Origin of the sequence: Haloarchaeobius amylolyticus, from assembly GCF_042678045.1 — an archaeon.
Classification (GTDB): Archaea; Halobacteriota; Halobacteria; order Halobacteriales; family Natrialbaceae; genus Natrinema; species Natrinema amylolyticus_A.
Window position 1 is genome coordinate 332,451 of sequence record NZ_JBHUDI010000005.1, and the last position, 13,449, is coordinate 345,899.

Below are 13,449 nucleotides of genomic sequence, written 5' to 3' on the forward strand. Positions count from 1 at the left end.
GTAGTATGACCAAGTGGCTCCGGAGCGGCCGCCGTCGGGACATCTGTTTCCTGCTCGCCGCGGCCGAGGACGGGGAACTGCGCGGCCAGCAACTGAAATCACGCCTCGAGTCGCACTACGATGACCGACTCGAGCCCAAGTCGTTCTACGGCTCGCTGTCGGCGCTGGTCGATGCGGGCTTCGTCGAGAAGCGAACGGTGGGATTACACGACGTCTACGCGCTGACCGACGCCGGCACACAGCGCGTGCGTGACCACTACGCGTGGATTCGGGACTGCCTCGAAGAATAGGGCTATGTCGGGCGGTCGGGCGGTCGCTACCCCTCGAGCAGCTGATCGCCGATCGTGTTCCGAAGCACTTCGCTGGTGCCCTCGTAGATCTCGTTGAGCTTGGCGTCGCGGTAGAACCGCTGGGCGGCGAAGTCCTTGGTGTAGCCGTAGCCGCCGTGGATCTGGATGCCCTCGTTTGCGACCTCGCGGCTCACTTCGGAGGCGTAGAGTTTGGCCTGGGCGGCGTCTTTGATGTAGTTCTCGCCGCGAATCTTCTTGTCGGCGGCCTTGTGCATGAGCAGCTTCGCGGCCTGGATCTTCGTGTCCATGTCCGCGAGCTTGTGTTTGATCGACTGGAACTCGCCGATGGGCTGGCCGAACTGCTCGCGCTCGTTCGCGTAGTCCCGTGCCTCCTCGAAGGCCGCGCGGGCGATGCCGACACCGCGAGCGGCGATGGTGATCCGGCCGCCGTTGAGAGTCTTCAGCGCGTGGACGAAGCCCTCGCCCTCGTCGCCGAGCCGTCGGTCTTCGGGGATGCGGAGGTCGTCGAAGCGGAGTTCGGCGGTCGGACAGCCCTTGTCGCCGAGTTTCTCCTCGGTGCCTTCGACGATGAAGCCGTCGTCCTCCTCGGGGCGGACGATAAACGAGGAGATCCCTTTGTTACCAGCGTCGGGGTCCGTTTTCGCAAAGAGGGTGACCGTGTCGGCCACCGAGCCGTTCGAGATCCAGAGCTTGCCGCCGTTGATCACGTACTCGTCGCCGTCTTTCTCGGCAGTCGTGTCCATGGCGGGGACGTCGCTGCCCGCACCGGCTTCCGAGAGCGCGAACGCACCGACGTCCTCACCGGCGGCAAGCGGCGTCAGGTACTCCTCTTTCTGGGACTCGTCGCCGAACTCGTAGAGCATGTTCCCCGCCAGCGAGGTGTGGGCGGCGACGATCGTCCCGACCCCGCCCGAGCCACGGGAAATCTCCTCGAGGCCGATCGCGTAGGAGTGATAGTCGAGGCCGGCACCGCCGTACTCCTCGGGGAACGGCATCCCCATCAGCCCCAGCTTGGCCATCTCGTCGATGAGATCGGACGGGAACTCGTCGTCGTGATCGATTTCGTCGGCGACAGGGACGATCTCCTCGTCGACGAACTCCGATACCATATCCCGAATCTGTTGTTGTTCGGGGGAGAGTGCAAAGTCCATACACGTCGGTTCGAGGTCTCGACTCTTTATTGTTCGCTATTTCGTCTATCGTATTGTTAAGGGACTGTTCGACTTAGAACTGTTAGTACAGGTTGTGAAGCGAGTAAACATCGGTGTGTCGAGTCACCGGGCCTGCGGTGCGACTGGGATCAGTCGCGATCGGGAGCGGCCTCTTCCGGAACCTGTCCCTCGACGAGTGACTGGTCGGCGTACTCCTCGCGGATGTCCTTCTTGGAGAACTTGCCCGTCGCCGTCTTCGGCACTTGCTTGATGAATTCTATCTCGTCGGGCAGCCACCACTTGGGGTACTCCTCGGCGAGCATGTCGTCGATTTCGTCGCGCAACGACTCGCGGTCGGCGTCCTCGCTAGGGACGACGAACGCGACCGGCCGTTCCTGCCAGCGCTCGTGAGGGACGCCGACGACGGCCGCCTCGGAGACGTCGTCGTGGGCCATGATCGCGTTCTCGAGTTCGACCGACGAGATCCACTCGCCGCCGGACTTGATGACGTCTTTCTCTCGATCGACGAGCTCCATGTAGCCGTCCTCGTCGACGGTGACGACGTCGCCAGTCTTGAGCCAGCCGTCTTCGAACTCCGTCTCGTTCGCCTCGGGCCGTTTGAAGTACTCCGTCGTCACCCACGGCCCACGGATCCACAGTTCACCGAACTCCTCGCCGTCCCAGGCGACCTCCTCGCCGTCGTCGCCGATCACTTTGAACTCGAGGCCGGGAACCACCAGCCCCTGCTTGCTGCGCTTGTCGACCTGCGTGTCGTAGTCCGCGTCCTGCAGGTCGGCTTTGAGATGTGAGACCGTCCCGATCGGCGCTAACTCGGTCATTCCCCAGGCGTGGAGCACCTCGACACCTTGCTCGTCGAACCACTCGATCATCGCTTTCGGCGCCGCCGAGCCGCCGACGATCACCGTCTCGAGCGCCGAGAGGTCGACCTCGTTCTCCGAGCAGTACTCCATCAGGCCGAGCCAGACGGTCGGCACGCCGGCGCTGATCGTCACGCCCTCGGTTTCGATGAGGGTGGCGAGGTCTTCGGGCTCCGGTGAGGGGCCGGGGAAGACCTGTTTGGCACCGCCCGCGGTCGCCGTAAACGGCATCCCCCAGGCGTTGACGTGGAACATCGGCACGACGGGCATGACGACGTCGTCGTCGGCCATCGGAATCCCCTGTGGGGTCTGGGAAGCCATCGTGTGGCACCAGAGCATCTGCTGGGTGTATTCGACGCCTTTCGGGTTGCCGGTCGTCCCCGACGTGTAACACATCCCCGCCGGCTGGTCCTCGTCGACGTCGGGCCAGTCGTAATCGGACTCGTGATCCCCGATGAACGACTCGTAGGGGGTCGCCTCGAGATCGTCGACTTCCTCGCTGCCCATGACGACGAAGTCGACGCCGTCGAACTCGTCGTCGGCATCGGCGACCGCACTCGCGAGTTTCGGCGCGAGCGATGGATCGACGAAGAGCAGTTGATCGTCGGCGTTGTCAACGATGTACTGGATGTGGGCATCGGGCAGCAACGGATTGATCGTATGGAGCTGTGCCCCCATCGAGGGGACGGCGAAGTACGTCTCGAAGTGCCGCGAGTGGTTCCAGCAAAACGTACCGATCCGGTCACCCGCTTCGATTCCGGATTCCTCGAGCGCGTTCGCGAGTTGGCAGGTCCGGTCCTCGTACTCGCTGTAGGTGTATCGCTGCAATCCGTCGTGATTGCGGGAGACGATCTCCGTGTCGGGATACAGGTTGGTTGCACGCCACAAAAACGGTCGCAGTGTCTGGCTTGTTCCCCCTGGCATCGGTGTCTATGTCATATGTTCAAACACCGCATTACTCTTTTTATCGCTCGGCTATCACTTCGTCGGCCGCTCCTGTCGTCGCGGCGTGGATCGCAAACACCGCTGCCGTCGCCGACGGCCAGCGGATGGATAAACGCAGGTATCAGAACAGAGATGGCGAGAGACGGGCTAATACACCGGATTCGATCCAGCCTGCACTCGATCGGAAGATCACGCCGCGACCGCGGCGTTTTTCCGGATGGTCACCAAACTAACGTAAGTAGATGACCACGGGCCAGCCCGAACCCGCCACCGATGCCGACCTCGAGTGGTGTTACGATGCGGTTCATGGCGTTTCGCGAACCTTTTCGATCACGATCGATCGGCTCGAAGAGCCGATGGCGAGACACATCTGTCTCGGATATCTCTTGTGCAGAATCGCGGATACGATCGAGGACGCGGGACATATCCCGCCGGAGACCCAGACCGACCTGCTCTCAACGTACGATGCGTTGCTCGATCCCGACGCCGAGCAGTCGGTAGCGGCGTTCATGGACGACGTCGAACCCTGGATCCCCGACGAGCGAACCGACGACTGGGAAGTCGTCGCCGAGACGCCGCGGGTGCTCCGAACGTTCGAATCGCTCGAGGAGAACCCTCGTGAGATCATGCGTGAACCGGTCCGCGAACTCGTCGACGGGATGGCGATGTTCACCGACCGGTATGCGAACGAGGGCGGCCTGCGTCTGCAGACCATCGAGGAACTCGAGGAATACTGCTGGTACGCTGCCGGCACCGTCGGCACCCTGATCACCGGTCTGGTCGCCCGGGGAACCACACAGGAGCGTGCCGAGGAGATGCGCGAAAACGCCCGTTCGTTCGCGCTCCTGTTGCAACTGGTCAACATCGCGAAAGACGTCGACGACGACTATCACGAGGAAAACAACGTGTATCTCCCCGCCGAGTGGCTCGCGGCGGAGGACGTCGATGTCGAGGCAGTCACCGACGAAGCCCACCAGAGCGGCGTCACGAACGTCATCAAGCGCGTGACGGGCCGTGCCGAACGCTACCTCGACGACGCACAGCGCTATCTCGAGATCGTCCCCGAACACCACGGCAACCGCCTCTCGGCGTGGGCGATCCCCTATCTGCTGGCGGTCGGCACGCTCCGAGAGCTACGTGAACGCCCCGAGGACGTGGTCCGAGAGGGCGACGTCAAGGTCTCTCGCGCCGAAGTGTACGAACTCCTTCAGCAGTTCGAGGACGGCGTCTCCCGCTCGCGACTCGACGAACTGCGCGCCACGATGTCCGAACAGCCGCTTCACCAGTGACGGCTGCTGCGTGACGAGACGGACCCTCAACGTGGGTCGCACACGAGACGCGTGTTCGGGGCAAAACCCGGCGCGTCCGTCAACCGGCGTCGCCGAGTAGTCGAGCCCGATCGCTGTCACTGACCGATCGACGAGTGATACAGTCTGCTGTCCCGAGTGACCGACGCACCCGCAGGACGGGTCGTGGGTGCGCCGGAACTGACTGACAGTAATCCGTCTGAAGACAAGTTTCAAGACGAGACAGTGTGAGCTATGGATGACTGGTGAATCGCGTGAGCAAGAATGACGTCGTCCCTGACTCGAGCGAGGGGGAACACGAGAGCGAGACCGGCGGGTCCCACGTCGTCGATATCGGGATCACCGTCGACGTCGGGGCCGACGACGAGGACGAGGGCGCGACCGGTATCGAACTCGAGTTCGACGAAGCCGACCTTCATGCGGCGGCCGAGTCAGACGCAACGACCACTATCGGAGCTGTGTTCGATGGTGAAACCGAACTCGAGCCTGCAGAACGCGAAGCGCTCGTAGACGCCGGGATCGACCCCGACGCGGTCCTCGAACGGGAGCGGTCGTACCGACAGTTACGTGACGACGGTGTCGCCGAGTCGATCGCGGACGCCCTCCGCAGACGGTTGTCGCTGCCGTGGTCGTTCGAGAACGACGGCGACCTCGATCAGCGGTCGACGGCGGTTCGCGGGCTCGGCGAAGCCGAACGCGAGTGGATCGAAGTCAGCGGGGACGAGACCTGGCAGGCCTTCGAATACGAGCACACGGAGTCGATCTCGGTCGGCCGGAACCGACCCGCGGAGCGGCCGTACCCGAAGCCGACACCGGTAACGGCGGTCACGGGTGTGGGCCCCGCCGACGCCGACACCCTGGCCGAGGCCGGTATCCAGTCGGCCGAGCGGTTAGCGACGATCGACGCGATGACCGTCGCCGATCTCCTGGACCTCAACGTGTTGCACGTCCGGACGTGGCGACACAACGCCCGAGAGCTGCTCGAGTAAGCGTGTGGGTGCGCGGTGTTCACCTCGGGCCCGAACCGGCTCCCGACCGTCGCTGCTGGAGTTGCTAACTATAGCCGTACTCAATATTCGATGCAGCGGATCATCAGAGATTTATAGCGGCCTGTTGGACCGTCTAACAGATGATTCCGATCGACGACTCTCCGATCGTTCGCGACGGCAAGTCACTGATTCTGGCGATGGACCACGGACTCGAGCACGGCCCAGTCGACTTCGAGGATGTTCCGGAGAAACTCGATCCGTCGACGGTCTTCGAAACGGCGACCCACGACGCCGTCACCGCGATGGCGGTCCAGAAGGGGATCGCCGAGGGCTACTACCCCAGCTACGAGGACGACGTAAACCTCCTGTTGAAATTAAACGGCACCTCGAACCTCTGGATGGGCGAACCCGACTCGGCGGTCAACTGCTCGGTCGACTACGCCGCGGAACTGGGTGCCGACGCGCTCGGCTTTACCGTCTACGGCGGCTCGAACCACGAGATCGAGATGGTCGAGGAGTTCCGCGATGCCCAGGAGAAGGGCCGCGAGTACGACCTCCCGATGGTCATGTGGTCGTACCCGCGCGGACAGGGCCTGAAAAACGATACCAAGCCCTCGACGATCTCCTATGCGACCCGACTGGCACTCGAGCTCGGTGCCGACATCGCGAAGGTCAAATACCCCGGCAGCAAGGACGCGATGGCCCACGCCGTCAAGTGTGCCGGCGACATGAAGGTCGTCATGTCCGGCGGCTCCAAAACGTCTGACTACGAGTTCCTCTCGACCGTCGAGGCCGTCATCGACGCTGGTGCGAAGGGCCTTGCCGTCGGCCGCAACGTCTGGCAGCGCGAGGACCCCACCCGGCTGCTCGACGCGCTCGAGAAAGTCATCTACGAGGAGGAGACGGCCGACGCCGCGCTCGAGGCGACCGAATAGGATGACCGCCTCCGATCCCGATCCGATCGACGACGTCGTCGCCACGATCGCCCGTTCGGCGGCCGAGATCCGTCAGGGACTGGTCGGTCGCCGGGGGAAAGCCGACGATGAGAACCCCAGCGGCGAGACACAGGCCGAGGCCGATATCTGGGCCGACGAACTGCTCGCCGACCGGCTGTCGTCGATCGACGGCGTCGGCCAGTACGCGAGCGAGGAGCGGTCCGAGATCATCGATGCCGGCGACGAACGGGTCTACGTCGCCGTCGATCCTCTCGACGGCTCGTCGAACCTCAAATCGAACAACACGATGGGGACGGTGTTCGGCATCTACGACGAACCCCTCCCTGCGCCGGGCTCCGCGCTCGTCGCGTCCGGTTGGGTTCTTTACGGCCCGATTACGACGATGGCATGTGCCCGTGACGGCTCGGTCACGAAGTACGAACTCACCGGCGGCGAACGAACGGTCGTCGAGGAAGACATCACTCTGCCCGACGACCCGCTCGTCTACGGCTTCGGCGGCCGGGTCCCCCACTGGCACGACGACTTTCGGGAGTACGTCCGCGAGATCGAGTCGAATCCCGATCACAAACTCCGGTACGGCGGCGCGATGATCGGCGACGTCAACCAGGTGCTAACCTACGGCGGAATCTTCGCCTACCCCGCCCTCGAGGACAGCCCCCGTGGAAAGCTCCGCCTGCAGTTCGAGGGGAACCCGATCGCGTACCTCATCGAAGCGGCCGGCGGTCGCTCCTCCGACGGGAGTCAGTCGATACTCGAGGTCGAACCCACCGACCTCCACGACAGGGTGCCGCTACACGTCGGCAACGCCAGGCTTATTGACCGGCTCGAGGACGCACTCGCTTAGGATTCGAACGCCGCCACCGTTAGGATTGTCTCCACCACGACGTCCGGCGAAACCGAGATCGAATCGATATCGGCCTCGAGCAGGAACTCGGTGTACTCCGGAATCGTCGAGGGTGCGTCGCCGCAGATTCCGACCGGACGGTCGTGGCGGTGGGCCTCCTCGATCAACGACGTTATCGACCGCGTCACTGACTCGTCGGTCTCGTCGAACAGCGGCGCGAGTTTCTCCGAGTTGCGATCCACGCCGAGAGTGAGTTGCGTGAGGTCGTTCGATCCGATGGAGAAGCCGTCGAACAGCTCCGAGAACTGATCCGCGAGCACGATGTTCGCGGGCAGTTCCGCCATCACGTAGACGTCCATCTCGTCGCGCGAGAGGCCGTAGTCGTCCGTCAGTTCGAGGACCCGTTCGCCCTCCTTGGGCGTCCGACAGAACGGGACCATCACGATCACATTGTCCAGTCCCACCTCCTCGCGAGCCTGGCGGAGCGCCTCACACTCGAGCCGGAACGCGTCCCGGAACTCCTCGTCGTAGTACCGGGAGGCGCCACGCCAGCCGAGCATCGGGTTCGCCTCGTCGGGTTCGTACTTCCAGCCGCCCTCGAGATTGCGATACTCGTCGGTCTTGAAGTCACTGAGCCGGAAGACGACCTCGTTCGGGTAGAACGCGGCACCGATCTTCGAGATTCCCGTCCGGAGGGCGTCGATGAACCGCTCTTCCTCGCCCCGCTCGAGTAACTCGAGCGGATGGGAGCCGACGTGGGAGGTGACGATGAACTCCTCGCGCGCCAGGCCGACGCCGTCGACAGGGAGGTCCGCGAGCGAAAACGCTCGGCCGGGGTCGCCGAGGATCAGTTTGACGTCAGTGTCGGTCTCGGGAAGGTCGTCTACGGCCTCCTCGTCGACCTCGTACTCGAGTTCGCCCTCGTAGACGTGGCCGGTGTCGGCAGCGCAGTCGACCGTCACGCGGTCGCCGTCGGCCAGCGTGTCGGTGGCATCTCCCGTGCGAACGATCGCGGGGATCCCCAGTTCCCGGGAGACGATCGCGGCGTGGGACGTCTTGCCACCTCTATCGGTGACGATAGCGCTCGCGCGTTTCATGACCGGCACCCAATCGGGATCGGTCATCTCGGTGACGAGGACGTCGCCTTCCTCGGCCTGGGCCATCTCCCGGTGGTCGGAGAGGACGCGGACGGCCCCGCTCGCGATCGCGTTCCCGATCGCGACGCCCTCGAGCAGTGGCTCGTCGGTTTCCTCGCCCTCGAGACTGTATGTGCGGAGGACGTTCCCCTCGGCCGCCCCGTGGACCGTCTCGGGTCTGGCCTGGACGACGAACAGTTCGTCGAGGTCGCCGTCGACCAGCCACTCGACGTCCTGTGGCGTCCCGAAGTGGTCCTCGATCCGGGTCGCGTACGTCGCCAGTTCCCTGATCCGGTCGTCCGAGAGCGCGAACTGCTCGCGATCCTCGTCCGACACCGACTCGAGTTTGGTGCCGCCGTTTCGGCGAACCATTCGCTGGGACTTCCCGCCGCGTTCCTTCTCGACGATCCCGGTGGTGGGTTTGAAAACGACGTACCGGTCGGGGTCGACGACGCCCTGGACGATCGGTTCGCCGAATCCGTAGGCAGCCTCGATCGTGACGACCTCGTCAAATCCGGTGTCGGGATCGAGCGTGAACAGGACGCCCGAGGACGCCAGGTCGGCCCGCCCCATCTTCTGGACGGTACAGGCCAGTTTGACGTCGAAGTGGTCGAAGTCGTTGTTCTCGCGGTAGGCGATCGCACGATCGGTAAACAGCGACGCGAAGCAGTGTTTGATCGACTCGAGCAGCTCCGCCTCGCCAGCGACGTTCAGGAACGTCTCCTGCTGGCCGGCGAACGACGCCTCGGGGAGGTCCTCGGCCGTCGCGGAGCTCCTGACGGCGACCTCCGGGTCGTCGATTCCGAGTTCGTCCCCCAGTTCGGCGTACCGCTCGAGGACCGCCGACTCGAGTTGTGGCGGCATCGATGCCTCCGAAATCGTGCGCCTGATCCGCTCTCCGCGACGTTGGAGGTCCGCGACGTCGTCGACGTCGAGTCCGTCGAGTTCCGACTCGATTGCCGCGTGTGTCCCCGTCTCTTCGACGTAGTAGTCGTACGCCGACGCGGTCGTCGTGAAGCCGGGCAGGACGGGCACGTCGAGGTCGGCGAGTTCGCCGAGGTTCGCGCTCTTTCCGCCGACCGCGTCCGTGTCGTCGCCGCTCAACTCATCTAACCACCGGACGAACGTCTCTCGTGACATCGGTTCGTCACTCGGACGACGAGCACGGCAATAAGTTCGCAGGGGGACGACGGACGGCACGAGCACCCCAGGATTATTCCGCTGTGTCTGGGAGGAAGCCGTGTCATGCAGGACGCCCACGCCCAACTGGAGAGGGATATCGCCGCGCTCGAGGCGCTGCCGGTGTTCGTCGCCTACAACGCGAACGTCGACGCGATCGTTCGGGTCGACGAGGAACTGGAGTCGTTCCTCGATCGACCGGCCGATCCCGGGGCGGACGTTCCCGCGAGTCCGCTGGAGTCGAAACAAGAGCTCGCGGCGGCGATCGCACACACGATGGCGGCCGGCCAGGGCGACGAGATCGCGATGACCGACGAGTTCGCGACGAGCCTCGAGTCGGAGTTGCCACCCGACAGCCAGCAGATGGGCGGCCAGGCGGGAATCATGACCAACCTGCTCACCGCGCTGGGGACGGCCCCGATCACGTATACGTACCTGGTTTCCGAACGACAGTTGTCGATGTTCGAACACCCCGAGGCGGTTCGGTATCCGACCGTCGAGGACGGCCAGGTGAGCTACGTCCCGCTGTCAGAGGCCGTCAACACGGATCGAACGAAGATCAACTGGGTGTTCGAGTTCAGGGAGGGTGACGAATGCTTCGGCGTGACCGCGACGGAGGACACCCGCTTCATCGCCGCCTCGAGACCACCGGAGTTCGACCTGACTACCGGCGAACTCGACGAGGCGATCGACCAGGTTGGCGAGGACGTCGGCGGTGCCCTCCTCGCGGGGTATCACAACCTCACGCCCGACCACGTAGCGGACGGGTACGGGGAGACACACCGCCACGCACGCGAGGTCATCCACCGACTCCGGTCGAGCAACGACGTCGACGTCCACATCGAGTACGCCGTCACCCACGACGACGACCTCAGGGAGAGCATGTACGAGTGGATCTTGCCGGCGGCGAACGTCGTGGGTGCCGATACGCACGAGCTGACGATGCTCCACGACGACGCGAACCTGGGGGCGGTGGCGGATCCGCCGTCGGAGGCGACGCCGTTCGAACCGGACGAGATACTCGATCACTACCGGATGCTCGCGGCGGTTCGCGAGGAACTCGGCGTCGACTGCGTTCAATTACACGCCATGGAGTATCACCTCGCCGTGATGGAGTCGTTCCCCTCGCCGGCGGCCGTTCGGCGGGGACTCGAGTTCGCTGCCGTCAACGCCGCGACGAAGGCGGCCCGCGGGGAGATCACGTCGCCCGACGACCTCGAGACCGGGCTGGCGTACGAGCCCTCAGCGCTGGGCCGCGAGGCGATCGAGCTGCTGGCGGATCAGATAGACGAGACGGCCGCGGACGGGGTCCTCGAGACCCCCACGGTCGCCGCCTGCCCCAATCGCGTCGTCGACGAGCCAGCGGGCACGGTCGGCATCGGCGACATCGTCTCGTCCTCGAGTTTCGTTCTCGAACTCGCCGTGGCCAACGACCGGTAGTCGCCGACGGCATCACGGCGACTCGGCGCTCACCGGCACGCAAAACACCGGCACGTCGGCCTGGCGGACGATGTTCTCGGTGACGCTCCCGAGGAACCACTGGCCGATCCCCGTCCGACCGTGCGTTCCCATGACGATCAGGTCGACATCGTTCTCGGTCGCGTACGTGGGAATCTCCTTCACTGGAGAGCCGGTCACGATCGATCCCGAGACGTCAACCCCGGCTTCCTCGCCGCGCTCCCGGACCGCGTCGATTGCTTCTTCGCCCCTTTCCTCGAGGACCTCGAGGAATTCGTCGCTCTCTCGCTCGTCGCCCAGTGAACTGGTGTCGATCGAGTAGAGCGCATGTACCGACGACTCGAGCCGACTCGCGAGTTCGATCCCCCACTCGGTCGCGATCGCTGCCCCGTCGCTGCCGTCCGTCGGCAAGAGGAGTCGGTCGAACGGGACGTCGTCGATATCGGGTTCGCCGGCAGTCGGTGGGACCGCGAGTACGGGCGTTCGCGCCGTTCGGAGGACGTTCTCGGTCACGCTCCCGAGAAGAACCCTGTCGAGCCCCGTGCGGCCTTTCGTCCCCATCGTGATGACGTCGATCTCGCGCCGATTGGCGTACTCCCTGATCGACTGGAACGGCGTTCCCTCCCTGACCCGTGTCGTGACGTCGAGGCCGGTGTCGTACTCCGTTGCCAGCCCCGCGATGTCCTCGACCGCTTCCTCGGCCTCCTCCTCGAGCGGTGGCCGTCCGAACTCGTCGAAATCCGCCGTCGAGAGTCGGGATTCGATGACCGACAGGACGTGGAGGTTCGCGTCCGTCCGCGACGCGAGCGCGATCCCGTGTGTCGCACCCGCGAGCGCCCCGTCGCTGCCGTCGGTCGGTATCAGTATCGATTCGATGAACCGGCTCATTGGAGAGTCCTGCATTGCTTCACCGGCTCGGCGGTTAACTGTGTGGGGGGCTGCCGGTCGGTATCGCTATCAGCGATCACGTTTCAGCGTCTCGACGAAAACCTCGAGGAGAGCCACGAGTTGCCGAGGGAGCAAGAAGCGTTCGCGAACGTGCTCCCGGGCGTTCGCGCCGAACTCCGTTCGCCGCTCGTCGTCCTCGAGGAGCGCGACGATCCGGTCGCCGGCGGCCGTCGCGTCGTCCGGCTCGACGAGGTAGCCGTTCCGGCCGTCCTCGATCTGCAGCGGGATGCCACCGACCGTCGATCCGACGACCGGCGTGCGCTTCCAGAGTGCCTCCGAGACGACGAGTCCGAATCCTTCGCGGAGGGACTTCTGGACGACGGCGTCCGACAGCCGCTGGAGGGCGTTTATCGTCGTATCCGGGAGATCCGTCAGGACGTGGACGTTCGGATCGTCGACCGCTTCGTTGGCGACTTGCTCGTACAGCGCCAGCCCCTCCGGATCGTCGCCGGCCATCCCACCGGCAAGCACCAGCTGGAGCTCCGGAACGTCCTTCCGGGCACGTCGATACGCCTCGAGCGTTCCGAACTGATCCTTCCAGGGATCGAAGCGCGACACCTGTGTCACCACTGGCGCGTCGAACGAGAGCGGATCCAGTCGGTCCCGTTCGGTCGCGACCTCCGCCTCGTCGAGCGATCGGTTCTTCTCCGTCACCGGATCGATCGACGGGTAGACGATGCTCGTCTCCGGCACGTCGATCGCCGCCGCGTACGCGGAGCGGCTGAAAATCCCGTGATCGATCCGATCCGCGTACGCCGACACGAACGCGCGGTACTCCTCGACCGGGTCGGTGAGATCGACGTGACACCGCCAGACGATCGGCGCGTCCGACAGTCGCTCTGTGAGTCCCTCGAGCATGCCGAGCGGCTGTGGATCGTGAGCGACGACGAGGTCGTATTCGTCCTCGATCTCGGCCGCGTTCCGTGCTGTCACCGCTCGATAGGTCGCTTTCATCTCGTCGGTCAACGGCTCGCCGCTCCCCTGGAGGCCGTTGTGGATCGCCTTCGTGACCTCGAAGAAGTCGTCGTCGGCGTCCATGACGAGCCAGTCAGTGTCGATACCGAGGTCGTTGCAGACCGGCACGATCGAACGGAGCAGTTCCGCGACCCCGCCGCCGGTCGCCGTCGAATTGACGTGGAGGATCCGGACGTCCGAAAGCGCCTCGGCGAGTGAACGCAGTCGCTCGAGGCGGTCGCGTTCCGTCACGGCGGCGTACGCGTCGATCGATCGGTCCGGTAACGAGGGAGCGTGCATCGTCCGTACCCGTTCGGACGACGACGACGCTCGTATCAGTTGGGGACCCTGCGGGGCGGAACAGTAGTTAGAAGTTCTGTACCTCTCTATTCC

The 13,449-nt window shown here is 64.5% G+C and carries 11 protein-coding genes; 6 read left to right on the plus strand and 5 right to left on the minus strand.

The genetic code is table 11. The annotated features are described in order from the left end of the window. Window positions 1–5: 5 nt before the first annotated feature. A complete protein-coding gene (locus tag ACFR99_RS10450) occupies window positions 6–290 on the plus strand; it encodes a helix-turn-helix transcriptional regulator (protein WP_390287025.1) in 285 nt (94 codons plus the stop codon). 26 nt (window positions 291–316) lie between these two features. Here ACFR99_RS10450 and ACFR99_RS10455 read toward each other — a convergent pair whose 3' ends face one another. Then, on the minus strand, window positions 317–1,462 hold the full coding sequence (locus tag ACFR99_RS10455) for an acyl-CoA dehydrogenase (RefSeq protein ID WP_390287027.1): 1,146 nt from the start codon (window positions 1,460–1,462) through the stop codon (window positions 317–319). Window positions 1,463–1,611: 149 nt separating this feature from the next. Continuing rightward, a complete protein-coding gene (locus ACFR99_RS10460; protein WP_390287029.1) occupies window positions 1,612–3,264 on the minus strand; it encodes a long-chain fatty acid--CoA ligase in 1,653 nt (550 codons plus the stop codon). A gap of 263 nt (window positions 3,265–3,527) precedes the next feature. Here ACFR99_RS10460 and ACFR99_RS10465 point away from each other — a divergent pair, with 263 nt between their 5' ends. The 4 genes from ACFR99_RS10465 (at window position 3,528) to ACFR99_RS10480 (ending at window position 7,381) form a co-directional block, all read left to right on the plus strand. Then, the gene (locus tag ACFR99_RS10465) at window positions 3,528–4,574 is read left to right on the plus strand and encodes a phytoene/squalene synthase family protein (protein ID WP_390287031.1); all 1,047 of its coding nucleotides are present in this window, start codon (window positions 3,528–3,530) and stop codon (window positions 4,572–4,574) included. A gap of 272 nt (window positions 4,575–4,846) precedes the next feature. Next, window positions 4,847–5,581: a hypothetical protein gene (locus ACFR99_RS10470; protein WP_390287033.1), complete on the plus strand. Its 735-nt coding sequence runs from the start codon at window positions 4,847–4,849 to the stop codon at window positions 5,579–5,581. Between the two features lie 140 nt (window positions 5,582–5,721). Then, entirely contained in the window at window positions 5,722–6,516 is a 795-nt protein-coding gene (locus ACFR99_RS10475) for a class I fructose-bisphosphate aldolase (RefSeq protein WP_092929029.1), read from the plus strand. A gap of 1 nt (window position 6,517) precedes the next feature. Further along, on the plus strand, window positions 6,518–7,381 hold the full coding sequence (locus tag ACFR99_RS10480; RefSeq protein WP_390287035.1) for a class 1 fructose-bisphosphatase: 864 nt from the start codon (window positions 6,518–6,520) through the stop codon (window positions 7,379–7,381). Here the strand turns inward: ACFR99_RS10480 and ppsA are convergent. Then, the gene (gene ppsA, locus ACFR99_RS10485) at window positions 7,378–9,657 is read right to left on the minus strand and encodes a pyruvate, water dikinase (protein WP_390287037.1); all 2,280 of its coding nucleotides are present in this window, start codon (window positions 9,655–9,657) and stop codon (window positions 7,378–7,380) included. The genes ACFR99_RS10480 and ppsA overlap by 4 nt on opposite strands. Window positions 9,658–9,762: 105 nt before the next feature. Between ppsA and ACFR99_RS10490 the strand changes: the two genes are divergently transcribed. Further along, complete coding sequence (locus ACFR99_RS10490) at window positions 9,763–11,136, plus strand: ADP-dependent glucokinase/phosphofructokinase (protein ID WP_390287039.1); 1,374 nt, start codon at window positions 9,763–9,765, stop codon at window positions 11,134–11,136. A 12-nt stretch (window positions 11,137–11,148) separates the two neighbouring features. Here ACFR99_RS10490 and ACFR99_RS10495 read toward each other — a convergent pair whose 3' ends face one another. After that, entirely contained in the window at window positions 11,149–12,042 is an 894-nt protein-coding gene (locus ACFR99_RS10495; RefSeq protein WP_390287041.1) for a universal stress protein, read from the minus strand. 69 nt (window positions 12,043–12,111) lie between these two features. Continuing rightward, the gene (locus ACFR99_RS10500) at window positions 12,112–13,356 is read right to left on the minus strand and encodes a glycosyltransferase (RefSeq protein WP_390287043.1); all 1,245 of its coding nucleotides are present in this window, start codon (window positions 13,354–13,356) and stop codon (window positions 12,112–12,114) included. Between the last annotated feature and the right edge of the window lie 93 nt (window positions 13,357–13,449).